Origin of the sequence: Mycobacterium pseudokansasii, from assembly GCF_900566075.1 — a bacterium.
Lineage (GTDB): Bacteria > Actinomycetota > Actinomycetes > Mycobacteriales > Mycobacteriaceae > Mycobacterium > Mycobacterium pseudokansasii.
Genome location: NZ_UPHU01000001.1, coordinates 2,606,333 through 2,632,211, shown reverse-complemented (window position 1 = coordinate 2,632,211; position 25,879 = coordinate 2,606,333). Strand labels below are relative to the sequence as shown.

Below are 25,879 nucleotides of genomic sequence, written 5' to 3'. Positions count from 1 at the left end.
GGGTGACTCCTTGGCTACTCGGGCGCCGCTACCGAAAACTGTTCGCGCAGGACGCGTTTGAGCGCCTTGCCAGTAGGGGTGCGCGGGATGGCATCGACGAACACCGCCCGCTTGGGCAGTTTGTAGCGCGCTAGCTTGCCCTGGCAATGCGCCAGCACCGCAGCCTCGTCGAGTTCCGGGTCGGCGCGCACCACCACCGCCAGCGGCGACTCGCCCCATTTGGCCGACGGGATGCCCACCACGGCGACGTCGGCGATGCCGGGGTGGGATAGCAGCGCGTCTTCGACCTCGGCCGGGTAGACGTTCTCTCCGCCGGAGATGATCATGTCCTTGATCCGGTCCTGGATGTAGACGAAGCCGTCGGCGTCGCGGACCGCGATGTCGCCGGTGTGCAGCCAACCGTCGATGATCGTCTCGGCGGTCGCGTCGGGACGGTTCCAGTAGCCGGCCATGATGTGGCGCCCGCGAATCAAAATCTCGCCCGGCACGCCGGCCCCCACGTCGGAGCCCTGCTCGTCGATGATGCGGATGTCGGTGTGGAAGAACGCCTTACCGGTCGACCCGATGTGCGACATTGCGTCGTCGGGGCCGATCACGCAGCCCGGTCCGCACGATTCGGTAAGCCCGTATACCTGATGCACCTCGAAGCCGAGGTCGGCGTAGGACTTGATCAACGAGGGCGGCACCGGCGACGCCCCGCTCATGATCCAGCGCAGCGCCAACGACTCCCGCAGCTCGGGCTGATATGTCGGCAGCATGAAGTTCAGCATTGCCGGGACGGCCAGGGTAGTGGTGATCTGTTCGTCGCGGAACACCTCCCAGATCCGCTTCGGGTCGAACTGACGCAACATGACGATCGTCGCACCGCGGTAGACACAACCGACCAGCGGGGCAAGTGCGGCCACATGAAATAGCGGCAGCGAGATCAGGTAGCGGTCCCGAAACCGCATGTCGACGCTGGCCAGCATCGTCAGCAGGCACCATTGCACGCTGGCGTGGGTGTGCACCGCCCCCTTCGGCAGCCCGGTGGTGCCCGAGGTGTACATGATGAACAGCGGGTCGTCGTCGTCGCCGACGATCGAAACCGGTTGCGGTGCCGCCTGATCCACCCGCGCGTCGAAGTCGGCGGCCCAGGCCGGGCCGTCGGCGCCGACGCGCAGCCAGTGGCCCACCGGTGTGCCGTCGTCGTTTCCGCCACGCTCATGCAACTCGGCGACGACGGCGTCATATTCGGCGTCGAACACCAAAACCCTCGCGCCCGAGTCGCGCAGCATGAACGCCAGCTCGTTGGCGACCAGCCGCCAGTTCAACGGCACGACCACCAGCCCGGCCCGGGCCGCGCCGTAAAACACCTCGACGAACTGGTGGCCGGTGGGCAACAGCACGGCGACCCGGTCGCCCTTGCCCAGCCCCAGCCCGGTCAGCACCCGGGCGGCCCGGTCGGCACGTTCGTCGAGTTCAGCGAAGGTGAACCGCCGTCCGGCGGTCTCATCGACGAGTGCCTCCAGGGACGGATTCAACTCGGCCCGTTTGCGCAGATGCGATCCGACGTTCATGACTGCCTTTCTCTGAGTCGGTGCGGTCAGGAGGTGAGCAAGCCGCCCTCGACGGGCAGCGTGATACCGGTGACGTAGCTGGCGGCGTCGCTGGCCAGGAAGACCAGCGCGGCGGCCAGTTCTTCGGCCAGGCCGACGCGGCCCATTAGGGTGCGTGGGATGACCGTGGTCTCGACGTAACCGGCGGGGAATTGGTCGGTCATCTCGGATTCGAAGAAACCGGGCGCCAACGCGTTGACCCGGATGCCCTTTCGCCCGGTCCACTGCTGGGCCAGGTCGCGCGTCAGACCGATCAATCCGGCCTTGGACGATGCGTAGGCGGCCTGCGGCAAACCGGCGGTGGTCAGGCCGAGCACGCTGCTGATGTTGACGATCGAGCTGCCGGGCCTCATGACCTGCGCGCACGCCTGCGCCATCCAGTAGCAACCGTTGAGGTTGAGCTCGACGACGGAACGGAACTGATCCGGGGTTTCGCGGGTGGCGGGCACCGCGGTCCCGACGCCCGCGTTGTTGACCAGGATGTCGACCCGGCCGAACGTGTCGATCGCAGCGTTCACCAGGGCCCGGCACTGCTCGGGATCGGTGACGTCGGTGCGCACCGCGACGGCCCTGCGCCCCGCCGCCTCGACGAGCGCACGGGTGCCGGCCAGCCGGTCCTCGCGCCGTGCGCCGAGTACTACATCGGCGCCGGCCTCGGCCAGGGCCTGGGCGAACGTGACGCCGAGGCCGCTGGATGCCCCGGTAATGATCGCGACCCGGTCGTCGAGTCGGAAGCGGTCGAGGATGCGCATCACAGAACTCCGGCAAGCAGTGCGAAAATCACAGTTGCACCTTATCTAGATATGTTGCATATATGCAACCAAACGCGATTTATCTCACTGCGGTCGGCCAGAGCTAGCACTGGTCAGTACTTATAGTCGCAGTAATAGGGGCGCTTGAGGCCGGCTGGCGGCGCCTGACGGGCAACCCTGATGCAACATCTGGTAATCTGTCGCAGAAGTGAGGCATCGGTTGCCTGACGTGGTTCACCGAGGCCAGGAGGTGCGACATCGGCGAAACACAGCTGGCTCGACTGCTGGCGGCGACGGACCGCCGCCCCGATGCCATGACGGCCTTCCGCATCGCCCGCCGGTGGTTCATGGCCGGTCGGCGGATCGAGATGCAGGAACTGGCCGCCGAACTCGGCGTGAACCGGGCCACCTTGTTCCGCTGGGTCGGCAGCCGCGACGAACTGCTGGCCGAGATTCTCGGGTCACTGGCCGAACGCACGCTGGCACTGGCCGTCAAGAACGCGCCCGGGTCCGGCGGCGAGCGCATCTCGGCCATCATCGCCAGCTTTGTGGCGTTGCTGGACGAGGCGGAGTACTTCCGCGAGTTTCTGCGGCGAGAACCGGAACGGGCGCTACGCATCCTGACCACACAGGCCAGTACGGTCCAGGCGCGGCTGGTCGCGGCCGTCGAAACGCTTCTACTCGAGGAGATCACACGCGCGCAGCTGCACCCGCCGTTGCCGCCACACGACCTGGCATACCTCATCGTGCGGATCGTCGAGTCCTTCCTCTACTCCGACATCATCACCGGCGAACCACACGACGTCGCCAAGGCGGCGCTGGCGATCACCGCACTGCTCGGCAGGGATGCGCCGCCGGCAGGCGTCACCGCTTGACCGCGACCGTTATGGCGCACCTGGCGCAGCGCGCTGAGTCGTGACGTGGACGGGGAATTGGTCGCCGGATTCCGGCCACGGTTGACGCGACAGCATGTCCTTGACCTCGACATAGCCGGCCTCGAGCACACCGGCTTTGGCGTCGACGATGCGGTACCACTGCTTTTGGACGTGGATCGGTTGACCCTCGAGGATGACGACGCGGATGTCACCCTCCTCGAAATTGCACCGCCGCTGCACCGCGGCCAACAGTTGTTCGTTGTGCAGGTGGCCCTCGCCGAAATTCCAGCCGACCAGCGGCCCGGCAATCAGCTCGCCCTCACGCACGCTGTAGTCGGTTTCGTCGACCTCGCCCCCCACGGCGCGGGAAACCAAACCGTTGAGCGCTCTGCCGTGAGTGTGCATCGCCCGGAACGCCGCGGTCTTGTCCATCATGATTTCCGCGCGGTCGGCGCCGTAGAGCCTGGTCACCTGATTGACCACCAGCGCAGAGCTCTTGACGACGTTGGCCTCGAGCTTGTCCTCGGCCCCGGGGCGGAAACACCACACGCTGGTGGCCCAGTTGCCGGCGTAGTAACGCATAGCCGGCAGGAACGAAATCTTTTCGGGGAAAAGGTTTCCCGCAACGGCCACGGCCACCGCGGCGATCACGATGGCCAGCAGCAGCGGTGACTGCAGGTCGGTTGCCTGGATCGCGCCGTAGTGCCCGAAAAGATAGAACAGCGAAAAGATGAAGAACACGTTCCACTCCAACGGCACCCCCATCGGAAGGTTGGAAAGGATGTTGAGGTGGAAGATCACCATGAACCCGATGAGGAACCATCGCCAGGGATGGCCGTCGGCGGCGAAGACCAGCACGCCGGGGACCAGGAATTCCGCGGTGGTCCCCCCGACATGGGCCATCAGCTTGGGCAGCCAGGACGGGCGCAGGTCATTGACCGGGTCCAGGTAGAGCAGGTGTTTGAGCCAGTTGAACAACCTGCTGCGCAATAGCGCGTTGTTGCTCGTCATCACGGAGACGACGTACGGGAAGTGGTGGTTGAGCTTGGACGTCGCCGCGCCCCACCACAGTGCGAGCATGATGAGCTTGAACGCCGCGATCTGATCGGTGAACGGGAAGAAGAACACGAACAGCTTCAGCCAATAGTGTTCACCGCGGGCCGCGAGGAAGATCGTCTTGTCGCGCAGACCCAGCAGCGCCAGGGCCACGATCGTCGGGATGACCAGCACCGGGTCGATCAAGCCGACGTCGCCGGCCCCGGTGACGGGTCCGCCGTGTCCCGGGGACACCAGCGCCCACGCCCCACCCGCCAGCACGACGGCGTAGAGGACGACGTCGACGACGGTACGGCTATCGCCGCCGGTGAACGGGACTTTGTCCGGCCAGGCGGGTAGTCGAATGGTCTTGGGCCGCAACCAATATAGGAATCCGCCGACCGGCGGCAGGAAGCGGCCGGTCAGCGGGCCGGAGCCGCAGCCAAAGCCCATTACCTCGAACAGCAGCGTGAAGATGATGACCTTCTGGTACACGATCGGTTGGCTCCACCAGTCGGCGATGTGGCCCAGCCCGCCCAACCCGGGCGTGAGCGAGATGATCGCCGCGGGCGCGGCGATGTACACGCCAATCTTGAACAGATACAGCAGATACGCGGCATACGGGGTTCCGAAGCCGTGCTCGACCCAATGCCGGGTGACGATTTGCAGCCTCGTTGCCCGTGGCAGGGTCTGCCAGGTGGCGGGGTCGACGTCCGGAAGCTCCGGTGACATGAAACCCATGGCGGCCTTCCTGATTGGTCCGATGTGAAATCAATTGATGGGCAAGGTGAATCGGCGTCGTACAACTCGGTGGTCGGTGCTGCGCATCGTTGGCCCCCTCGGTGCCTCTGACATAGATGTTCGCACCACCGCCGGTCATCTGGCGAGGCCGTCGCTTCGGTCTCTTCCGGATCGTCGCCTTCACACCCGGATATTCGGAGTCGTCGGCGTCACGGATCAGGTCGGGAACGGCTGACCGCTCACGATCGCCGCAATGGCCACCCCGGCGATTCCCGCGCCGAACATGCTCAGGGTGATATTGGTGGCCGGGATGAGTTGCATGTTCTGGCTGAACCCGTTGAGGTCGCCGGCGGCCAAGTCGCCGATGCCCTCGGCCAGGTACTGGGCATCGGCGGTCACGAAATACCCGGGCCCCTCCACCAGAACCGGCATCATCTGCTGGGCGACGACGATCGCATTGATGAGCTGCGGAGACGCGCCCTGGCTGAGCGCGGCGCCGAGGAGCGAATCGCCGGCCTGATACATGGCTGACGTGAGGGCCGGATCGAGTGTGTCGTTGATGACGGTGTCGAGTGAACCGGGCAGGTACTCCAGCGGCCCGTCGATGGCGCCGCCGATCTGTGGCGGGACCGGAAGTGCGGCTGGCACGGCCGGCGTGGGCGCCGACGGGGGCTGCGGCAGCGGCACATCCGGGATCGCCACCTTCGGTAGCGGCGGCAAGCCGACATCGGCAAGCGCATGGTCGATGCCGTGCGCGGTCGCGCCGGCAAGGGTGAGAGCGTCGATATGGGTCGGGAAAAGCCCGGCCGGGGTGGGTACGTCGGCGTATCCGGTTCGGTCGTAACCCAATTCGATGATCGCCCGCAAATCCGGCTCGACGAGATCCAGCAGCGGCGCTGGCACAAGGCCGCGCAGCGGCTGCAACAGCGGCAGATGGTCGCTGGGAAGCAAGATATAGGTGGTGTAGACGTCGTCCGGGGACACCGGCTGAACCACACCCGCCCCGATCTGTGCCGGGGTCAGCTCCTGATAGGTGCCGTGCGCGTAATAGATACCCAACAGCGCGTTGAGGTCGGCGGGAATGTTGAGCGGGTACTGGGGGAAGTCGGCAAAGCCGTCGTATTGGCGTGTGTACACCGTCGTCGGATACAGGTTGCTCGGCGTCGCGCCGCTGAACGTGAGACCCATCGGCTGCACGAACAACCCCGGAAAACGGGCGAGTAAGCCACCGTTGGGATTGTTGGGATCACCGAGCAGCACGAAGGACAACTGGTCGGGGCCGGGCCGTAGGTCGGCCGGCAGGCTTGCCAGGTAACGCATTTCGGCGGTGGCCACCGAAGCGCTCTGGGAGAAGCCGAGGACCACCACGTCGTGTCCCGCGGCGTGCTGGGCCATGATCGCGGCGTGCAGATCGGCGGCACCCGCGGCCACCGATTCGTCAAAGGTCAGGCTGGGGATTCCGGTGAACGGCTGGAACTGCTCCGGCGTGGTCACACCGAATACCGGTGAGCCCGGGTAGAAGGGGCGGATGTAGAGGTTGTAGACCTGCTGCAAGTAGCGAAACGACGGTCCCGGGTTTCCGGTGGGTCCCATGATCAGAACAGTCGGCCCGCCCCCGCCGGTCCCGTTCGGCGACGGCTGCACCAGCGTGCGATTGGCGGCCTCGGCGCCGGCGTACGCCTCCGCCCCCGCCCCGAGCGCCCGGACAATGTGGTCGTGATACGCCGCAATCTGGGCGCTGACGGCCTGATAGTCCCGCGCGTACGCGGCGAACAGCGCGGCGATCCCCTGCGACACCTCATCGGCGCCTGCGGCGAGCAGTTGGGTGGTGGTGGCCGCTGCCGTGTCGTTGGCCGCGCTGATCGCGGCACCGATGCGGGCCACATCCGAGGCCGCCGACGCCATCATGTCCGGCTCGACCAGCACAAACGACATTCCCGCCACTACCACCCTCCGGTTGCCCGTTTGGTCGGCATCGGCGCCGCCCCGCGGTGGCTGGAGGGTAGCTAACGAGTCACGCGACTACGCCGAAACCGGCCGAAACCGGCCGAACTGGCCCAACCCGGCGAGCGCCCGCCGGGTCCGCCCCCCTCTGGCGGACCCGGCGACGCCACCGCTCGGCTGCCTCGGCCGGCTCGGGCTCAGCCATGCGCGATTCCTCAACACGCACGGACGGTTACCCGCTGCCGCCTCAGACAACTCGTCGCGGTCCCAAGCGACCACGACCCGAGCCCTCAGCTTCTTTCACGTGGTCTTGCGAATTGACGTACGCATACGCTAAAGGTCCAAGGCGGATGGACACCATATGCGCACGCACTGAAGCTCAAGATCACTTTGGTGCGCGCAGCATAAAAGGACTTCGCATCCTAGCCACCCCGCCGGGCCCGGTACCCGGTTGGGTCGCCCGAATTTCTCGCCCGCCTACCTCAAACACGCTGCAGCATAACGTGTTTGGTCTGTGTCGCCTACGGGTCGATGAGCGCCCCGCGAAAACGCACCGCTGGAGTCGGAGGCCGGACCGATCGGGATGAGCTCTCCTGCCCCAGGCTTGGCGCGGCCACGCCGTCGGCGTCGCTGCTGGATGTGATCGCGCCCCACTCCGGTGCGACGGCCGCACGGCGGCTGATCAGCGTGGGCGTTGCCGCGGCCTTACCCACCGCAGTCACCGGCATCAGCGATTGGGCCGACGCCGAACAGTCCGACGACGGGGTACGCCGCGTCGGTCTGGTCCATGCCGAACTGAACAGCGTCGCACTGCTGGTTTACACCGCCTCATTGAGAGCCCGTCGGCGCGAGGGGTGCGATCCGGCACGCTGCTCGCGTTCGCCGGGGCCACCGTACTTGGGTTCAGCGGATACCTCGGCGGCCGCATGTCATATGTGCGCGGGGTCGGCGTCAATCAAACCGCGTTCGACCCCGGTCCGCCGCAGTCGACGGCGGTGCTTGACAGCACCGAGCTTGGTGACGAACAACTGCACGGCACGGATGCCGAAAACGCGCCGGTACTGCTGGTGCGCCATTACGGCGGGCTCCATGCCATTCACAACCGGTGTAGCCATCGCGGCTGTCTGCTGAGCGAGGGCAAGCTGGAAGGCGCAGTGTTCACCTGCCCATGCCAGGGGTCACAGTTCGACGTACGCGTCGGAACGCTGGTGCGCGGACCCGCCACTGCCAGCCAGCCCCGGTTGGACGTGCGGGAAACCAACGGGCGCATCGAGGTTCGCACTGCCACCCGGGCTGAACAGTTGCGGCCGGAGCCACCGGCGATCGGTGGTGACATGTTCCCCGCTGCCTAACAGGCGCAACAAGAAATCCCCTTACCTTGGTGCTCCTAGCACCGCCGGAGCCATCCACCGGCAGATCTCCAACGCGACCTGCACCCTGAACACGGCATCGGGATCGTCGAAGCGGCCTCCGCACAACTCCATCGCCTGAGCTACCCGGTACTGAATGGTGTTGCGGTGCAAGAGCATAGCTTCGGCTGTCGCGACATAACTGCGATTGCGCACCAAGAACTCGCGCAGTGTCTCGCGTAGCCACTCACTACGCTCGTCGTCCACGCTGAGCTCGCCCAGTACCTCCGCGACGTAGCACCGCAACGCATCCACGTCGACGGCCATCAGCGCTATCGGCGCCACGTCGTCGTAGCAGACCACCCGGGCGCCGCGACGGGGTCCACCGGCATGCGCCACCGCTTTGACCAACTGGGCCTGTTTCAACGATGCGCGGAAACCGCGCAACCCGTCTGCCGGCTGGCCGCAGGCCAGCCGTGCTCGGATACCTGCCGACTCGAACGCTGTGCGCAGGCGCGACGGAACACCGGCGCGGTCGTCCCAGACCGAAAACCACAGCCGCGCCTCCCGTTCGTCGGTCGGCACCAGCAGCGAGCCACCCACCAAGCCCAGCTCGGCGGCTAGCAGGCAACGGACCTGCTCGAACACGGCCATCACGTCACCGGTTGGCACCGCCGCATCGACCCATACCACCGCGGCGACGTGCATCCCGTCCAGCCGGTACCGCAACAACTTCTCGGCGCGCTGCACGTCCACCGGGGTACCGGCCAGCAACTCGCTGACCGACTGCTGCTGCAAGCCGCCACGCCGGCTCAGCCAGCGTTCGTGTTCCTCTTCATAGGCGATGATCATCTGGTCGGCCACCATGTCGACGATTCGCGACGAACGATTCACCAACTCGGTGATGGTCGGCACTCGCTGCGCGGGTTCCAACAGCGACACATACTGCATCGCGACCTCGAGAAAGCGTGCATGGCCGAGTCGATGCGCCCGAACCAACGGCGCCAGCGGCACATCGCGCTGCGCCGCTGCCCGCGCGTAGGCCAGCGCGGCGGGTGGCGCTTCGAGCAACGATGTCGGCGCGTCCCGTTCCAGGTAGTGAACGGCTGCGACGTAATTCTCGGTGATACTGGCCTGCCACATGTCCGTCATCCGGCTGTCGTAGTCGAGCCCCTGGATTTCGTTTTTCATGGTGTCGAACACCTCCGCGATGAACTGGTCGCGAATCGTGTCCATCTGCCGGGCGATCACCGAAATGGGGCTGCCGCCGACCCCGCCACCGACCTGTGCCACTCTGGGTCCCTCCTGGGTTGGGCTAGCGTCGTTGAAACACTGTTGCCCGGCCGGAGGCGGGCATCACATGAACACTGTGCCCGGCCACGGACGAGAGCGGAGCGGTTTCGCCACCGATGCCGGCGCACCGGTCCGAGACCGCTCGCTACCATCGAGGGACTCGACGGCAACGCAGCCCAGAGACAGCCTCGAGGGAGGAATGTGAGCACCGACAGCCCCGACATCGGGGGTCCCGAGATCGACAAGTGGGATCCCGGCCTGACCAAGCGGTTGATGAGTGTCATGCGCCCCATCTTGAAGACGTACTTCCGGTGCGAGGTGCATGGCCTGGATTCTTTTCCGCCCGGCGGAGCGCTGGTGGTCGGCAACCATTCCGGCGGAATGTTCCCGATGGACGTTCCCATCTTCAGCGTCGATTTCTACGAGAAGTTCGGCTACGACCGGCCGGTTTACACGCTCAGCCATGACATTCTGTTCATGGGGCTGACCGGGTCGCTGTTCCGGCGCACCGGCTACATCCGGGCCAGCCGGGACAACGCAGCCAAGGCGCTGCGCTCCGGTGGCGTGGTGATGGTGTTTCCGGGCGGTGACTACGACGCTTACCGGCCCACGTTCGCCGAGAACGTCATCGACTTCAACGGTCGCAAGGGATATGTCAGCACCGCGATCGAAGCCGGCGTGCCCATCGTGCCCGCGGTGTCCATCGGTGGTCAGGAGACGCAGCTCTACCTGTCGCGCGGCACCTGGCTGGCCGAGCATCTCGGACTAAAGCGGCTGCTGCGCAGCGACATTCTGCCGCTCTCGTTCGGTTTTCCGTTCGGGTTCAGCGCCGCGATTCCGCCCAACCTGCCGCTGCCGACCAAAATCGTCACCGAGGTGCTGGATCCGATCGACATCACCGCACGCTTCGGCGAGAACCCCGACATCGACGAGGTCGACACGCATGTGCGATCAGTGATGCAGGAAGCCCTCGACAACCTCGCAGCCTCGCGTCGCTTCCCGATTCTGGGCTGAGCCATGGCATCTCGCGTCAACGAGGCTCTCGATCTGATCACGACGATGCGGCGCGCCGGGCTGATCGCACCACTGCGACCGGACCGTTACCTGAAGATCGCCGCCGCGATGCGGCGCGAAGGTATGGGATTCACCGCGGGTTTCGCCGGTGCGGCCCAACGCTGCCCGGACCGTCCGGGCCTGATCGACGAACTCGGCGCGCTCACCTGGCGGCAGCTCGACGAGCGCAGCAGCGCCTTGGCCGCCGCGCTGCAGGACTTGCCAGCCGGTCCCCCGAAAGTCGTCGGCATCATGTGCCGCAACCATCGCGGGTTCGTCGAGGCCCTGATAGCGACCAACCGGATCGGGGCCCACACCTTGCTGCTCAACACGTCATTCGCCGGTCCCGCGCTGGCCGACGTGGTGAGCCGGGAAAACGTCGACACAGTGATTTACGACGAAGAGTTCACCGCGACGGTGGATCGCGCCTTCGCGGGCAAACCGCAAGCTAACCGTATCGTGGCATGGACCGACAACCGGCACGAGCTGACCGTCGAAGAACTCATCGCCGCGCACTCCGGGAAGCAGCCTCAGCGTCCCGGCACCAAAGGCAAGTTGATCCTGCTGACGTCTGGCACCACCGGAACACCCAAGGGCGCAACGCATTCCGGTGGCAGTGGCGGAGTCCGCACGCTGAAGGCGGTCCTGGACCGCACGCCGTGGCGCGCCGAGGAACCCATCGTGATCGTGGCGCCGATGTTCCACGCCTGGGGTTTCTCGCAGCTGGTGCTGGCCGCGTCCCTGGCGTGCACGATCATCACCCGGCGCAAGTTCGATCCGGAGGCCACGCTCGACCTCGTCGACCGCTACCAGGCAACGGGTCTGGCGGTGGTGCCGGTGATGTTCGACCGGATCATGGAGCTGCCCGCCGAGGTGCGTCGTCGCTACAGCGGCCGGTCATTACGCTTCGCCGCGGCGTCGGGCTCGCGGATGCGCCCCGATATCGTCATCGCCTTCATGGACCAGTTCGGTGACGTAATCTACAACAACTACAACGCCACCGAGGCCGGCATGATCGCCACCGCGACGCCCGCCGACTTGCGCGCCGCGCCCGACACCGCGGGCAAACCCGCTGAGGGCACCGAAATCCGCATCCTGAACCCGGAATTCAACGAGCTGCCCATCGGCGAGGTCGGCAGCATCTACGTCCGCAACGAGAGCCAATTCGACGGCTACACCTCCGGCACCACGAAGGACTTCCATGCCGGGTTCATGTCCTCGGGCGACGTCGGCTACCTCGACCAGAACGGACGGCTGTTCGTGGTCGGCCGCGACGACGAGATGATCGTCTCCGGCGGCGAGAACGTCTACCCGATCGAGGTGGAGAAAACGCTGGCCACCCATCCCGAGGTGGCCGAAGCCGCGGTGATCGGCGTGGACGACGAGCAGTACGGCCAGCGGCTCGCGGCGTTCGTGGTGCTGGCGCCCGAGGCTCATCTCGACAGGGGCGCGGCCCCCGAGGCCCTCAAACAGCATGTGCGCGACAACCTGGCCAACTACAAGGTGCCGCGCGAAATCACGGTTCTCGACGAGCTGCCGCGCGGCAGCACCGGCAAGATCCTGCGCGCCGAACTGCAGTCCAAGGTGCGCGGCTCATGAGGGGGGTGCGACTGCTGAGGCTGGCGCGCCGTCCCCGGCCGCTGACCCGCGGAGCCGTCGAACTCGTCAACGCCGCCAACGGATTTCACCCGATCACCCGCCACCCCTACGCCTCGGCCCTGGTGTTCTGGTTCGGCTGGCCGGCATCGGAGGTGCCGGGAATGTATCTGAGCGCCTCGGTGCTCGACGCGGTGCGCCGCGGCCGCCGAGGCGATTTCGCCGGGCCGAAGGGAAAGACGGCGTTGGCGTTGACCGTTGCGGCATGGGCCATCTTGGGGGTGATCCGCTACCGCGGCATCACGACTCCGGGCCCGGTGCTGGAAGCGGGGCTGAGCGAAGGGCTGGGACCGGACTACGCTCAGGAGCTCGCCGCGCTGCCGACCGAGCCGACGCGCCGGGGCCGGCGCAACCTGCCGCTGCGCACCACCGTGGCGCGCCGGCGCTATGTCGAGAAGACCAATATCGTGGCCTACGGCCCGCATCGGCGCGCCAACCTGGCCGACATCTGGCGCCGCCGCGACCTGCCCCGCGACGGCAAGGCGCCGGTGCTGGTGCAGGTGCCCGGTGGCGCGTGGGTGATGGGCTGGCGCCGGCCGCAGGCGTATCCCTTGATGGCCCATCTGGTTTCGCGGGGCTGGGTCTGCGTGTCGTTGAACTACCGGGTCTCTCCACTGCACACCTGGCCCGCGCACATCGTCGACGTGAAACGTGCGCTGGCGTGGGTCAAGAAGAACATCACGGCCTACGGCGGCGATCCGGACTTCGTTGCGATCAGCGGAGGTTCGGCCGGCGGACACCTGTCGGCCCTGGCGGCACTGACGCCCAATGAACCCCGGTTTCAACCCGGTTTCGAACATGCCGACACCTCGGTTGTCGCAGCGGTTCCCTTCTACGGGCGCTACGACTGGTATTCCACCGACGCCGCCGGGCGACCCGAATTCATCGGGCTGCTCGAAAGATTCGTGGTAAAACGCAAATTCAGCAAGCATCGGCAAATATTCGTCGATGCTTCGCCGATTCATCACGTGCGCGCCGACGCACCGCCGTTCTTCGTGCTGCACGGCGCCGACGACTCCCTCATCCCGGTCGTGGAAGCCCGGGAATTCGTCGACGAATTGCGCGGGGTCTCGAAGTCCCCGGTCGCTTACGCCGAATTGCCCAATGCCCAACACGCTTTCGACATCTTCGGTTCCCCGCGCGCACATCAGGCCGCCGAGGCGGTAGCCCGGTTTCTGTCCTGGGTCTATGTGACGAACGGACCAGGCGCGCGGTAGCTGCCAGGTCCGACAAGCCAACGTGCGCAACGAATTCGTCGCTGCCAGCGTTCGGGGCTGCGGTGCGGGGGAGCTGAAATGCGGGGGCGTCGAGTGTGCATTCATGGCATCGAGTGTGCATGCATGGCGTCGACTGTGCGCTGACGGCCCCGACTGTGCCGCCAGGGCGGTCCCAGCGCGAAGTTCCCGCCCTCCACGCACACTCAAAGCCGTCATCGCACACTCGATATGGCGGCATCACAGTCGACCCGGCAGGTTCTCCCGAATACCATCCATCACAACAGGTTCGAGGAAGGACTAGGCGCCCGCGAGTCACAAGCAGTGCTCGAGCATATCGAAGCCCGAAAGCATTGTGGGGCCGCGGAAGCATCCGATCTCCGAACAGACCACCTACGCGATGAGCGAGCCGACACAGCGGCTCGGGAAACGTCCTGGAAGTCACCGTCAGTATCTTCTAGCCCAACGCCTGATTCCCGGTCATCGTCGGCCACCGAGCCACCCGACCCGTGGACCGCCGGGCAGACCCCAGGGACAACGCCACGCGGCTCATGCAAACTGCGGCCGCATCCCACCTGCGGAAAGGGCGGCCACGGGTTACTGACCAGACCAGTCGCAGTCGCCCGACAGCTAACGCGGATTTCCGCGCAGGAAGTTCGGCACAAGTTGGTCAGTTGAATTCGTAGCGGAGTGTTCGGTTTCCCCACCATGGGACGGTGGTGTCGTGTGCCAGGTCGGCTTGGCGGAGGACGGGGGTGTAGGCGCGTCGGTCGAGTCGGACGGTGATGGTGTCGTTGGTGGTGGTGATCTGGCCGGGGGTTTCGAGGAAGCGGCGTTGCAGCACGTCGGGGGTGACGGCGGCGTAGCCGGGTAGTCGGTTGCGCAGGGCGGCGGTGAGGGCCTGGGCGAGCACACAGAGCATGATGTCGAGATCGACGTTGAGGTTGACCGCTGAGGACAGCGCGTCGGCGTGGAAGGCTTGGATGATCTCGGCGAGGCGTTGCTCGATGGTCATGCGCCGCGCGTAGTGGGCGATGAGGGCCTTGGCGGGCAGGTCGTGGTCGTTGGTGATGATCACGGTGGGGGTGTCGCGGCCGAGCCCGGTGACGACGAGTTGCCGCACGGTGGCGGGGTAGCCGGTCAGGTGTACGCCGGTGGTTTCACATACCTTGGGGCGGTTGAACTTTCCGGGCCGGTCGAGGGTCACGGTGGTGAAGTCTTTGCCCGTGAGGGCGTCGATCTGTTTGACCAGGGATGCCGAGCGCATGCGCAGGGTCAGGAACTTGACGCCGCGGTCGTTGAGTTCGCCGAGCACGGTGTGGGTGGTGACCTTCTGGTCCATGATCAGCATGGCCGGGTCGGTGCCGGACACGGTTTTCCAGTGGTCGCAGAAGGCGATGACCTCGCGGGCCTGGGTGGCTTTGGACAGGTCGGCGTTGGCGTAGACCAGGTTGTGGGTGCCGGTGTCTTGGGCGAAGAAGGTGAGCACGGAGCGGGCGCGTTGCGAGCGGGTGGGCACGTAGTGCTTTTCCAGCGCGGGGTCGTGGCCCCAGTGCATGACGGCGTGGAAGTCCAGGTCGAAGACTGCGTTCTCGCCGGTGGCGAGCCCGCCGTCGATCATCTTCGCATCCAGTGCGGCCAGGAAGCGGCGTTGGTGGTCGTGGCCGGTGCGATAGGAGTAGTCGGTCAGGGCGGACTTTTTCGGCAGTGCGGCCAGTCCGGCGAACAGGGCCGCGGCCGGGTCGGAGATCAGCAGGTCATCGACGTGGGAGACGCGGCGGGTGCGGGTCAGCTTCAACGCCAGCAGCGAGAGCAACCACGAGGTCGCGGGCACCACCCGGGTGCCGGGATAGCCGGCTCGGCGCACCAGCTCGGGCAGCCCCAGCGCGACCAGGTCCGGGATCAACAGCAACAGCCCCGCCTTGCCGGTTTCGACTGTGGCGGGCCAGGTTTGGAAGTCCAGCTTGCCGGTGCGCGGTAGCCGGGTGTCCCGTCCTGGGGTGGCCGGGCTGGTGCTGGCGACCGGTTCGGGGTGGCGCAGCAGGCGCCCGAATCCCTCCTCGGTGAGGATCTCGCCGACGCTGGTGCGGTTCAGCGGGGTGTTCTCGCCGGCGAGCCGCGCGGAGATCTCGTAGGTGGACAGCCCCTCGCGACGCAGCTCGATCACCCGGGCGCGGACCCGCTCCTTGGCCGGCGCGGTGCCCGGTGCGGGGCCGGGCTTGCGTTGCGGGGCGAACAACTCCAGCTTGCCGGCCCGGTGGTCGCGCACCAGGTTGACCATTCCCCACCGGGTGTAGCCGAACCGCTCGCCGGCCTCGGCATGGGACAGGCCCTCGACGAAGAACGCGCGCAGCGCCTCGTAGCGGCGCTGGTTCACCTGCTCCGGCGCGGTGAACGCCCGCACTTCTCGATCTTGTGGTGATCTAGCTGGCACACAACAATTTTAACAGTTCTACTCGGCAAGCTAGCACTACGACATGCCGGCACGGAAAGTGTTGAACTGCAACGATTGCTGAATTCAGAGTGCGATTCTACCCGTCGCTCCGCTCGACGATTACGACAGCCAACGATCACCAATTGTCTATAATGACAGCCAGCTATACACAATATAGGTCAGTGATCCACACCCGAAATCACCAAGAAACCGCAGGTCAGGCGGCTCTCGCTACGCGCGGGTGTTGCCCCGAACCAACTACGCGGAAATCCGCGCTAACGGGGCGACAACAGCGTCAACGCAAGCCGGCGGCGTGCTCGAGTTCGGTCAGCGCCGGTTCGATGGCGTCGGCCATCTGGTCGATGTCGTTGGCCACTTCCGGTGTCGTCACAAAACCGAAATCCAGGTACTCCATGTACGAGAAGCAGGTGACGTTGAGCGCGACGTCCATCACCGGTGGCCCCAACGGAACCAGCGAATCCAGTTTGGCGCCGGCCATGTACAGCGGGAACTGCGGACCGGGCACGTTGGAGACGACCAGGTTGATCGGAGCAAGGTTGTGCGACAGTCCGGTGACCGTATACGCGCGGGCGGCCAGCTGTAGCAGCCCCGGCGGTGTGGTCTCGGTCAGACCCATGATCTGATGCGCCGAGAGCGCCTTGGCCATTTCCTTGGCGCTCTGGGTGCTTTCGTGGATCGCCTTGAGTCGGTCGGCGGGGTCCTCGATGTGGGTTGCCAGCGAGGCCGTCATCGAGCTGATCTGGTTGCCCACATCGGATTTCGTCTCGTCAGTGCGGGTGGAGACGGGGATCTGCGCGATCAGCGGCTTGGCGGGCAGTTCGTCGTGCTTTTGCAGGTATTCGCGGGCCGCCCCCGACACCAGCGCCAGGACGACGTCGTTGAGCTTGACACCGAAAGTGTCCTTGACGGCTTTGGCCCGAGCCAGTTCGACACGCGCGCCGGTGATCCGCCGGTGCGGCGACACCGACGCGTTGAACCGGGTCTTGGGGGCGTCGAAGTAGCGCGGTGGCTTGGTGCGCACACCCAAAGCAGCGATCTGTTGGCGCACGGTCTGCTCCACCAGCCGCGCGATGCGGAACGGCGTCATGATGCCAACGTTGATCAGCGCGCTGACGGCACGCCGCTCCAGGCCGGGAATCTGGAATCCCACGAACCCAACCGTTTCCTGTTGCGGCGCCCGCGGTTCCGGTGTGACGTCCAACAGGATTTCGCCCAGACCGGCGCCGGAGACGCCGTCGACGATCGCGTGGTGCATCTTGGTCAGCGTGGCGATCCGGCCGCCCTCGACACCCTCGATGACCCACAGTTCCCACAGCGGCCGGGAGCGGTCCAGCTTGTAGGACATCAGCCGACCGACGAGCTCCTCGAGCTCGCGTCGCCCGCCCGGACCGGGAACGCCGATACGACGGACGTGGAAGTCGATGTCGAGGTCCTCGTCCTCGACGAACCATGGCCGGTCCAGGCCCAGCGGGGCGCCGGTGACCTTCCACCGCAATTGCGGCAGCTCCGGCAATCGCTCGACGAGCAGTTCGCGGAGCCGCTGAAAGCTGTAGTCGGGCGCGTCCCTGGGATCGCAGATCGCCAGCGCGCCCACATGCATGTGCCAGCCTGCAGTTTCCGCAGACCAAAACGCCGCATCAACACTCGAGAGCCGCTTCATTCCGCGACCATAGCCCGCACCGACCGGCCGGGGCCAGCTCTCACGAGAATCTCACATCGCGCCGACCGGCCCGTTATGCGTCCTCGAGTAGGTCGGGCGTCACCGCGGACTCGGTGTCCGGAATCCCGTCAACCTTCGCCTTGCGGTCGGCCATCGACAGCAATCGCCGGATCCGTCCTGCCACAGCATCTTTGGTCATGGGTGGTTCGGCGAGGCGGCCCAGCTCCTCCAGCGATGCCTGCCGATGCTCGACCCGCAGTTTGCCGGCAGCGGCCAGATGGTCGGGCACGGAGTCGCCGAGGATCTCCAGCGCACGCTCCACCCGCGCCGCCGCTGCGACCGCCGCCCGGGCCGAGCGGCGCAGATTGGCATCGTCGAAGTTGGCCAGCCGGTTGGCCGTCGCGCGTACTTCGCGACGCATCCGGCGTTCCTCCCATACCAGCCGGGTGTCCTGCGCTCCCATCCGGGTCAGCAATGCGCCGATCGCCTCACCGTCGCGGACCACCACCCGGTCGGTGCCGCGCACCTCGCGGGCCTTTGCGCTGACCCCGAGCCGACGCGCCGCACCCACTAGCGCGAGCGCGGCCTCCGGGCCGGGACAGCTCACCTCCAACGCCGACGAGCGTCCTGGCTCGGTCAGCGATCCGTGTGCCAAAAAGGCTCCGCGCCAAGCGGCTTCGGCGTCAGCGACACTGCCCCCAACCACCTGCGCCGGCAGGCCGCGCACCGGACGCCCACGCACATCCAGCAACCCGGTCTGGCGAGCCAGCGCCTCACCGTCATTGGCGACCCGCAGGACATATCGGGTGTTCTTGCGAATGCCGCTGGCCGACAACACGTGCACCACCGCGGTGTAGCCATACAGCTCGAAGATGTCCTTGCGCAGCCGCCGGGCGATGCTGCCCAGGTCCACCTCGGCTTCGACGACCACCCGACCGGCCACGATGTGCAAGCCACCGGCGAACCTCAGCAGGGAGGTGACCTCTGCTCGCCGCGCACTGACCGATTTGACCACCAGACGACTCAACTCGTCCTTGACTTCGGTCGTCATCGCCACGCGTCGTCACTCCTCGGTCCGTTGCCGCCCAGCGCCGTGCACGCCGGTCTGTTGACGTCCACCCTCGATCGGTATCTCCTGTGTGGTCACCGGAGTCGCCGCCGGGCCCCGGTCACGCGCCCGCACCGCGTCGAGGACGGCCGCCAGCTTGCCCGGGTCATGTAAAGGTGTACCAGGTCTGGCGACGTCGGCGAAGTGCACCTCGGCCTGCAGCAGCGTCGCGGTCCGGCGCAGTTGGTCGCGCTCCCGTTCGCTGGGCACTCGTTCGGCGTCGATGATGATGTCGTGCACGGTGAACCCTGGCGCATGCTGGGCCAGTACGTGCAGGTGACGCTCCACCGAAAAGCCCGCCGTCTCCCCCGGCTCGGCCACCAGATTGAGCACCAGCGCCCGCTGAGCGGTGGTGGCCTGCAGTGCGCTGAGCAGCCCCGGCACCAGCACATGCGGGATCACGCTGGTGAACCACGAGCCCGGACCCAGGACCACCAGGTCGGCGGCCATGATGGCGTCGACAGCCTGCCGGGTCGCCGGCGGGCCGGCGGGCAGCAACCGCACCCGGCGCACCTTCCCCGGCGTGGTCGCGATCGCCACCTGGCCGCGGATCAGCCGGAACATTCGCGGGTCGGACTCCAGGCCGGACACGTCGGCCTCGATCTGCAGCGCGATCGGGCACATCGGCAACACCCTGCCCTTGACGCCCAGGATGCGTCCGAGTTCGTCGAGCGCGGCGACCGGGTCGGCCAGCACCTCCGACAGGCCGGCAAGCAGCAAGTTGCCGATCGGATGTCCGGCCAGCGCGCCGTCACCACCGAACCGATGCTGCATAATGGTCGCCCACAATCGCCCGTGTGGGCTATCGGATGCCAAGGCCGCCAACGCCATTCGCAAGTCTCCGGGCGGCACCACGCCGAGTTCGCTACGCAGCCGGCCGGAGGAACCACCGTCATCGGCGACGGTCACCACCGCCGTGACGTAGGGGGTCAGCCGCCGCGCCGCCGACAAGGTCGCATACAAACCGTGGCCGCCGCCGAGAGCGACGATGCTGTGGCTGGGCGGCGGGTGGCCCGGCGTATTCATTCGCGACCCAGATCCCGATGCAGCGCCCGCACCGAAAGCCCCGAGTCAGAACCCAGCAGCCGCATCAGTGCCTCCGCGATCGCCACACTGCGATGCTTACCGCCGGTGCAGCCGACGGCGACCGTCATGTAGCGCTTCCCCTCCCTGCGGTAGCCCTCGACGACCAGGGACAGCAGCCGATGGTATGTCTCGAGGAACTCGGCTGCGCCGGGTTGCTCCAGCACATAGTCCCGCACCGCCTGGTGTTGGCCGGTGAGGGGCCGCAACTCGTCGACCCAATGTGGGTTGGGCAGGAACCGCACGTCCATGACCATGTCCGCGTCCATCGGCAGCCCGTATTTGAAGCCGAAAGATTCGACGGTGACGCTGGTGCTCGCGCCGCCGTCGCTGCCGAACGCGCGCTCAATGCTTTCCCTCAGGCCCCGCACCGACAAGGTCGAGGTGTCGATGATCAGATCCGCGTTGGCGCGTACCGGCGCCAGCATCTTCCGCTCGGCGGCGATGCCCTCGGCCAGCGTCTGCTGGCCCTGGAGCGGATGGCTGCGCCGATTCTGTTCGTAGCGGCGCACCAGCATGTCGTCGGACGCCTCCATGAAAACCACCCGGGGGGTGATGTTGCGGGTGGCCAGTTCGTTGCGCACCTCGTCCAGGTCGCCGGTGAATCCGCGTGACCGCACGTCCATCACCACGGCCAGTTGGGTGATCCGCGATCCCGCTGCCAGCCCGAAGTCAACCATGCGGGTGATCAGCTGGGGCGGCAGGTTGTCGGCGACGTACCAGCCCAGGTCCTCCAGTACCTTGGCCGCCGTACCGCGTCCGGCTCCGGACAACCCGGTCACCAGAACGACGTCGATATCGGGCGATGCATGGTTTTCCGGGCTTCCCGGGCCGGGATGGCTGTCCCCGGTCATTCCGAAGCTTCCGGTCGGTCGGGGCGCAGTGCCTCGAGGACGGCCGTAGCCGTGGCTACGCCGATACCCGGAACGGCGGTGATCTGGTCTACGGTGGCCTCCTTGAGGCGGGCGATCGACCCGAAATGGGTGACCAGCGCCTTGCGACGATGTTCTCCCAATCCGGGTACCCCATCGAGCGCCGATGCCGTCATTCGCTTGGATCGTTTGCTCCGATGGTAAGTGATGGCGAATCGGTGCGCCTCGTCGCGCACCCGCTGTAGCAGATAGAGGCCCTCGCTGTTGCGGGGCATGATGACGGGGTCCGGCTCGGACGGCACCCAGACCTCTTCCAGCCGCTTGGCCAGGCCGATGACCGCGACGTCGCTGACACCCAGTTCATCGAGGACGGCTTTGGCCGCATTGACCTGGGGTGCGCCGCCGTCGACGACGTAAAGGTTGGGCGGGTAAGCGAACCGCCGTGACTTCCCTTCCGGGCTAAGCAGATTCGGATCGCTCTGATCACTTACGTGGCGCAGGAAGCGTCGTCGGGTCACTTCTGCGATGGAGGCGACGTCGTCGGAACGCCCCTGTCCGGCGGCCTCCCGGATCCCGAAGTGGCGGTAATCCGACTTGCGCGGCAGGCCGTCCTCGAAGACCACCAGCGAGCCCACCACGTCGGTGCCCTGTACATGGCTGATGTCGACACACTCGATGCGCAGCGGGGCGTCGGCCAACCCGAGAGCTTCCTGAATATTCTGTAGTGCAGCCGATCTGGCGTTGAAGTCACCGGCTCGCTTCAGCTTGTGTTGCTGCAACGCCTCTTTCGCGTTGCGCTGCACGGTCTCAGCCAGCGCCCGCTTGTCACCGCGGCGCGGTACCCGCAGCGTGACCCGGGAGCCTCGCAGACCCGACAGCCAGCTGGACAACTCCCCGGAATTGGACGGCAGACAGGGCACCAGCACCTCGCGGGGAACCGGGTTGACCGATTCGTCTGCGGCGCTACCCAACTCGGCCTGCTCGCCATAGAACTGGGTGAGGAACTGTTCGACCAACTGCTCCTCACCGGAATCCCCGGGGTCTGCCGACTTTTCGACGATCCAGCCGCGCTGGCCGCGGACCCGTCCGCCACGGACGTGAAACACCTGCACCGCCGCTTCGAGTTCGTCGTCGGCGAAGGCCATCACGTCTGCGTCGGTACCGTCGCCGAGCACCACGGCCTGCTTTTCCATGGCGCGCTTCAGCGCCGATAGGTCGTCGCGAAGCCGGGCGGCTCGCTCGAAATCCAGCTGCTCGGCCGCGGTGTTCATCTGACGTTCCAACTCGCGGGCATACCGGTCGGTCTTACCCGACAGAAAATCGCAGAAGTCCTCCACAATCTGGCGGTGCTGCCCGGCGCTGACCCTGCCGACACAAGGAGCCGAACATTTGTCGATGTAGCCGAGCAGGCATGGGCGCTCGATTTGCTTGTGGCGCTTGAACACTCCGGCCGAGCAGGTTCTCGCGGGAAACACCCTGGTGAGCAGATCCAGAGTTTCCCGGATGGCCCACGCGTGCGAGTAAGGCCCGAAATAGCGCACACCTTTGCGCCGTGGACCCCGATAGACCATCAACCGGGGAAATTCCTCGTTGAGGGTGACGGCCAGCGCCGGATACGACTTGTCGTCACGGTAGCGAACGTTGAAGCGGGGGTCGAATTCCTTGATCCAGTTGTACTCCAGCTGCAGCGCCTCGACCTCGGTGTTGACCACCGTCCACTCGACCTTGGCCGCGGTGGTCACCATCTGCCGGGTCCTCGGATGCAGATGGGCGACGTCGGCGAAGTATGACGTCAGCCGGCTGCGCAGACTTTTTGCCTTGCCGACGTAGATCACCCGCCCGTGCGGGTCCCGGAACCGGTAGACGCCAGGCTCGACCGGGATGGACCCGGGCGTGGGGCGGTACGTTGCGGGATCTGGCACGTACCCAGGCTAGTGGTCGTTAGAAGCGCATCTAGAAAGGCGGTGGCTCGTCGGGATCAGGTGGCAGTTCCGGGGTGTCGTGCGCACCGACGTACTTTGCTTGAGCCTCGGCGGCCTGGGTGGCCGGTCGGTTGTGTCGGCGTTCGGCGTTGATGCGATTCGCGCGCGGGTGCTGCTGCGGCGGGGCATCATGACTTCGCATCCTTTGCTGCGCCGGTCGGGAGTGGGCGAGGAAGCCGGCACGTCACCGGTCGGCGCGCACAGGTTCGGAAAGAGCAGTGCGCTGCCTGGAGTGGTCACCCAGGTCTGTCCGTCGGGAAGAAACCAGATCACTGTCCCGTCGGGAAGCTGTATGTCGCGCCGCCCCAGAAGGTTCTCAACAGATGGTAAGTCGCCGGGGCAGTTGCACCCCCCGGCGCTCAGTGGAACCGTGCGTGACAGTCGGTACGACGTCCCAGTCGCCAACCACGAATGGTGGCGGCCATTGCTTTGCTACAAAGGCATTTCAGGTTCGATGCGTGGGTACGGCCTCATCGCCGTAAGCGACGGTATGGTCCAGGTCACACGCGATCGCCGGCTGATCACAACCGGGCCCCCGGCAGGTCAGATCGCGACACCGCACGAAGTCGGCGTGTTGGGTCGACGGGCGGTATCCCGATTCAGGGTCTTCGGCCGGCCGCGCCAACGGCCGCAACTTGGCAGACTTGGCCAACTCGGCGATCAGCTCGGCCGGAATAAGTCCCTCGGCACCGGCCATACATTCGATAGAAACGCACCATGCCCACACTTCTCGCCGTAGTTGCGCAGCGACGGCGTCAGCCCCCGTCAGGCCCGGCTGCCCAATTGCACCCCCGTTCGGGATCCCCCCAGCGGAAGCGCTGGCTCGAAGTCACCAGCCGTTCAGGGTGCACGCAAGTCCGGCCGGTATCTGGCCAGCAGGGTTCGTACGGTGTCCATGGCGGCCACGGCGCGTTCCTTGTCGACCGCCTGAATCGCCATCACCGGGATGTACTCGTCGTCGGGCAAGTCGATCCGCGCCCATCGGCTGCCACCGGGAAAGGACACACCGACCACGTCCGGCCATGCAAGCAGCTTGTAGCCCAAGAGGTTACGTACCGAAAGGCCGGCCGGCCCCACCCGCAGCCGGGGCCGGGTCAACAGCAGCGCGGCGCCGGCAAAAATCAGCCCCAGCGCGCCCATCGCCACCTGGTCAGCGGTCCGCAGGACCACGCCGGTGGTCCCGATCTTCAGCAGCATGCCCACCGCGACGTGCACCGCGACAATCAGGAATGCTGCGACGCAGGCGAATATCGGCGTCCAGTAGGGACGCAACACCACGTCCCAGTCGTCTTGCTGCCGGTCCGCCGTCACGACTGAACACGTAGCTCACGCAAGGTCAGCGCGGTGGTTAGTGCCGCCGCGGTCGCTTGCGCGCCCTTGTCCTCCGCCGACGTCGGAAGCCCGGCCCGATCCAGGGCCTGCTCCTCGGTGTTGGTGGTCAGCACCCCGTTGGCTACGGGCGTCGACTCGTCCAGTGAAACCCGGGTAAGCCCTTGGGTAACCGCATCGCAGACATAGTCGAAATGCGGTGTTTCACCACGGATTACCACACCCAGCGCGACGACAGCGTCGTGCTGGCGGGCCAATTCCTGTGCCACTACCGGAATCTCGATCGCGCCCAGTACTCGCACCACCGTCGGGTTGTCGATACCGGACCCGGCAGCCACCTTTCGCGCGCCGGCAAGCAGCGCGTCGCAGATTTGGCTATGCCAGGTGCTGGCCACAATCGCCAGCCGCACGCCGGACGCGTCAAGCGCCGGGATGTCCGGGACGCCGGCCCCACCGCTCACAAAGCACCACCGAATTCGCCGGGCAGCGGGACCGATTCCTGGAAATTACCGAATTCGTCCAACCCGACCAGGTCATGGCCCATCCGGTCGCGCTTGGTCATCAGGTAGCGGATGTTTTCCGCATTGGCGCGCACCGGCAGCGGGACCCGCTCGATGATGTGCAGTCCGTATCCGTCGAGCCCGACCCGTTTGGCCGGGTTGTTGGTCAGCAGCCGCATCGATCGGACGCCCAGGTCGACCAGGATCTGTGCGCCGATGCCGTAATCCCTTGCGTCGGCAGGCAAACCGAGCTTGAGATTGGCATCCACGGTGTCCGCACCCGCGTCCTGCAATTGGTAGGCCTGCAATTTGTGCATCAGGCCGATGCCGCGGCCCTCGTGGCCGCGCATGTACAGCACCACGCCACGCCCCTCCCGCGCGACCATCGCCATCGCGGCGTCCAGCTGAGGTCCGCAGTCGCAGCGACGCGATCCGAACACGTCGCCGGTCAGACATTCGGAGTGCACCCGGACCAATACGTCGTCGCCGTCAGCGTTCGGGCCGGCGATCTCGCCGCGCACCAGCGCCACGTGTTCGACATCCTCATAGATGCTGGAGTAACCGATGGCGCGAAACTCCCCATGCCGAGTCGGGATCCGGGCTTCGGCGATTCGCTCGATATGTTTTTCGTGCTTGCGGCGCCACTCGATCAAATCGGCGATGGTGATCATCGCCAGACCGTGCTCGTCGGCGAACACCCGCAACTCGTCGGTCTGGGCCATCGCCCCTTCGTCTTTTTGGCTGACGATCTCGCAGATCGCGCCCGCGGGTTGCAGTCCCGCCAGCCGCGCCAGGTCCACGGCCGCCTCGGTGTGGCCGGGGCGGCGCAACACGCCGCCATCCTTGGCCCGCAACGGAACAACGTGACCGGGGCGGGTGAAGTCGTCGGCGATGCTCGCCGGATCGGCCAGCAACCGCATGGTCGTGGCCCGGTCGGACGCCGAAATACCGGTCCCGATACCTTGTCGCGCGTCGACGGTGACGGTGTAGGCGGTGCCGTGCTTGTCCTGGTTGACCGCAAACATCGGCAACAGCCCGAGCCGGTCGCAGATCGAGCCGTCCAGCGGTACGCAAAGGTAGCCAGAGGTGTAGCGAACCATGAAGGCCACCAACTCCGGAGTGGCCTTCTCGGCCGCGAAGATCAGGTCGCCCTCGTTCTCGCGGTCCTCGTCATCGATGACGATGATGGCCTTGCCCGCCGCAATGTCGGCAACGGCTCGCTCGACGGAATCCAGCCTCGTCATCGTTGTTACCTTTGCTGTCGCTGAACCGGGCCGGTAATGCCCGCATGTCGCATTCAGTATGAACCACGCTGCCGCCTCGGATGTCGCCTTATTCAGTGAGATGGCTCATTCGCGTGCCTTCTGATCAGGCAGTCGGCAA

At 66.2% G+C, this 25,879-nt stretch carries 20 protein-coding genes and 2 pseudogenes; 5 read left to right on the top strand and 17 right to left on the bottom strand.

Annotation, left to right across the window (positions count from 1 at the left end; translation table 11 throughout):
• Positions 1-14: 14 nt before the first annotated feature.
• Positions 15-1,556: an acyl-CoA synthetase gene (locus EET10_RS12105; protein ID WP_099188299.1), complete on the bottom strand. Its 1,542-nt coding sequence runs from the start codon at positions 1,554-1,556 to the stop codon at positions 15-17.
• Between the two features lie 26 nt (positions 1,557-1,582).
• Positions 1,583-2,347 carry an SDR family NAD(P)-dependent oxidoreductase gene (locus EET10_RS12100; protein ID WP_063466322.1) on the bottom strand — a complete coding sequence of 255 codons (765 nt, stop codon included), beginning with the start codon at positions 2,345-2,347 and terminating at the stop codon, positions 1,583-1,585.
• Positions 2,348-2,661: 314 nt separating this feature from the next.
• Here EET10_RS12100 and EET10_RS12095 point away from each other — a divergent pair, with 314 nt between their 5' ends.
• On the top strand, positions 2,662-3,222 hold the full coding sequence (locus tag EET10_RS12095; RefSeq protein ID WP_036401113.1) for a QsdR family transcriptional regulator: 561 nt from the start codon (positions 2,662-2,664) through the stop codon (positions 3,220-3,222).
• 9 nt (positions 3,223-3,231) lie between these two features.
• On the opposite strand, the gene EET10_RS12090 is transcribed toward EET10_RS12095, so the two are convergent.
• The 3 genes from EET10_RS12090 to EET10_RS12080 form a co-directional block, all read right to left on the bottom strand.
• Entirely contained in the window at positions 3,232-4,998 is a 1,767-nt protein-coding gene (locus tag EET10_RS12090; RefSeq protein ID WP_122502172.1) for a DUF3556 domain-containing protein, read from the bottom strand.
• Positions 4,999-5,214: 216 nt separating this feature from the next.
• Positions 5,215-6,933 (bottom strand): PE family protein, encoded by a 1,719-nt coding sequence (locus EET10_RS12085; protein WP_099188295.1) that lies wholly within the window; start codon positions 6,931-6,933, stop codon positions 5,215-5,217.
• 530 nt (positions 6,934-7,463) lie between these two features.
• Positions 7,464-7,664 carry a hypothetical protein gene (locus EET10_RS12080; protein ID WP_136624729.1) on the bottom strand — a complete coding sequence of 67 codons (201 nt, stop codon included), beginning with the start codon at positions 7,662-7,664 and terminating at the stop codon, positions 7,464-7,466.
• A 132-nt stretch (positions 7,665-7,796) separates the two neighbouring features.
• Here EET10_RS12080 and EET10_RS12075 point away from each other — a divergent pair, with 132 nt between their 5' ends.
• Positions 7,797-8,294, top strand: a complete 498-nt coding sequence (locus EET10_RS12075) for a Rieske (2Fe-2S) protein (protein ID WP_051490377.1) — start codon at positions 7,797-7,799, stop codon at positions 8,292-8,294.
• 21 nt (positions 8,295-8,315) lie between these two features.
• On the opposite strand, the gene EET10_RS12070 is transcribed toward EET10_RS12075, so the two are convergent.
• Positions 8,316-9,584 (bottom strand): PucR family transcriptional regulator, encoded by a 1,269-nt coding sequence (locus tag EET10_RS12070; protein ID WP_036401115.1) that lies wholly within the window; start codon positions 9,582-9,584, stop codon positions 8,316-8,318.
• A gap of 273 nt (positions 9,585-9,857) precedes the next feature.
• Between EET10_RS12070 and EET10_RS12065 the strand changes: the two genes are divergently transcribed.
• The 3 genes from EET10_RS12065 to EET10_RS12055 are packed head-to-tail and all read left to right on the top strand — an operon-like array spanning position 9,858 to position 13,510.
• A complete protein-coding gene (locus tag EET10_RS12065; RefSeq protein ID WP_099188764.1) occupies positions 9,858-10,598 on the top strand; it encodes a lysophospholipid acyltransferase family protein in 741 nt (246 codons plus the stop codon).
• 3 nt (positions 10,599-10,601) lie between these two features.
• Positions 10,602-12,236, top strand: a complete 1,635-nt coding sequence (gene fadD12, locus EET10_RS12060) for an acyl-CoA ligase FadD12 (RefSeq protein WP_122502170.1) — start codon at positions 10,602-10,604, stop codon at positions 12,234-12,236.
• 5 nt (positions 12,237-12,241) lie between these two features.
• The gene (locus EET10_RS12055) at positions 12,242-13,510 is read left to right on the top strand and encodes an alpha/beta hydrolase (protein WP_036401123.1); all 1,269 of its coding nucleotides are present in this window, start codon (positions 12,242-12,244) and stop codon (positions 13,508-13,510) included.
• A gap of 667 nt (positions 13,511-14,177) precedes the next feature.
• On the opposite strand, the gene EET10_RS12050 is transcribed toward EET10_RS12055, so the two are convergent.
• From EET10_RS12050 to EET10_RS12005, 11 genes and pseudogenes are all read right to left on the bottom strand, one after another.
• Entirely contained in the window at positions 14,178-15,941 is a 1,764-nt protein-coding gene (locus tag EET10_RS12050; protein ID WP_136623064.1) for a transposase, read from the bottom strand.
• Between the two features lie 295 nt (positions 15,942-16,236).
• A complete protein-coding gene (locus tag EET10_RS12045; RefSeq protein WP_036401126.1) occupies positions 16,237-17,622 on the bottom strand; it encodes a WS/DGAT/MGAT family O-acyltransferase in 1,386 nt (461 codons plus the stop codon).
• 73 nt (positions 17,623-17,695) lie between these two features.
• Positions 17,696-18,673, bottom strand: a complete 978-nt coding sequence (gene whiA / locus EET10_RS12040; protein ID WP_099188293.1) for a DNA-binding protein WhiA — start codon at positions 18,671-18,673, stop codon at positions 17,696-17,698.
• A pseudogene (locus EET10_RS12035) lies at positions 18,670-19,756 on the bottom strand (YvcK family protein). The gene whiA and the pseudogene EET10_RS12035 overlap by 4 nt, the downstream one beginning before the upstream one ends.
• Positions 19,753-20,667, bottom strand: coding sequence for an RNase adapter RapZ (rapZ, locus tag EET10_RS12030; RefSeq protein WP_122502169.1), 915 nt, complete (start codon positions 20,665-20,667; stop codon positions 19,753-19,755). The pseudogene EET10_RS12035 and the gene rapZ overlap by 4 nt, the downstream one beginning before the upstream one ends.
• The gene (gene uvrC, locus EET10_RS12025; RefSeq protein WP_036401135.1) at positions 20,664-22,607 is read right to left on the bottom strand and encodes an excinuclease ABC subunit UvrC; all 1,944 of its coding nucleotides are present in this window, start codon (positions 22,605-22,607) and stop codon (positions 20,664-20,666) included. Before uvrC ends, rapZ begins: the two co-directional genes overlap by 4 nt.
• Before the next feature lie 31 nt (positions 22,608-22,638).
• Entirely contained in the window at positions 22,639-22,809 is a 171-nt protein-coding gene (locus EET10_RS30195; RefSeq protein ID WP_218028458.1) for a hypothetical protein, read from the bottom strand.
• Between the two features lie 56 nt (positions 22,810-22,865).
• Positions 22,866-23,358: pseudogene (locus EET10_RS30800) on the bottom strand (HNH endonuclease signature motif containing protein); the annotation flags it as partial.
• Positions 23,359-23,507: 149 nt separating this feature from the next.
• Entirely contained in the window at positions 23,508-23,978 is a 471-nt protein-coding gene (locus tag EET10_RS12015) for a PH domain-containing protein (protein WP_036401138.1), read from the bottom strand.
• Positions 23,975-24,457, bottom strand: coding sequence for a 6,7-dimethyl-8-ribityllumazine synthase (gene ribH, locus EET10_RS12010; protein WP_036401141.1), 483 nt, complete (start codon positions 24,455-24,457; stop codon positions 23,975-23,977). The genes EET10_RS12015 and ribH overlap by 4 nt, the downstream gene beginning before the upstream one ends.
• On the bottom strand, positions 24,454-25,740 hold the full coding sequence (locus tag EET10_RS12005; protein ID WP_036401145.1) for a bifunctional 3,4-dihydroxy-2-butanone-4-phosphate synthase/GTP cyclohydrolase II: 1,287 nt from the start codon (positions 25,738-25,740) through the stop codon (positions 24,454-24,456). Before EET10_RS12005 ends, ribH begins: the two co-directional genes overlap by 4 nt.
• Between the last annotated feature and the right edge of the window lie 139 nt (positions 25,741-25,879).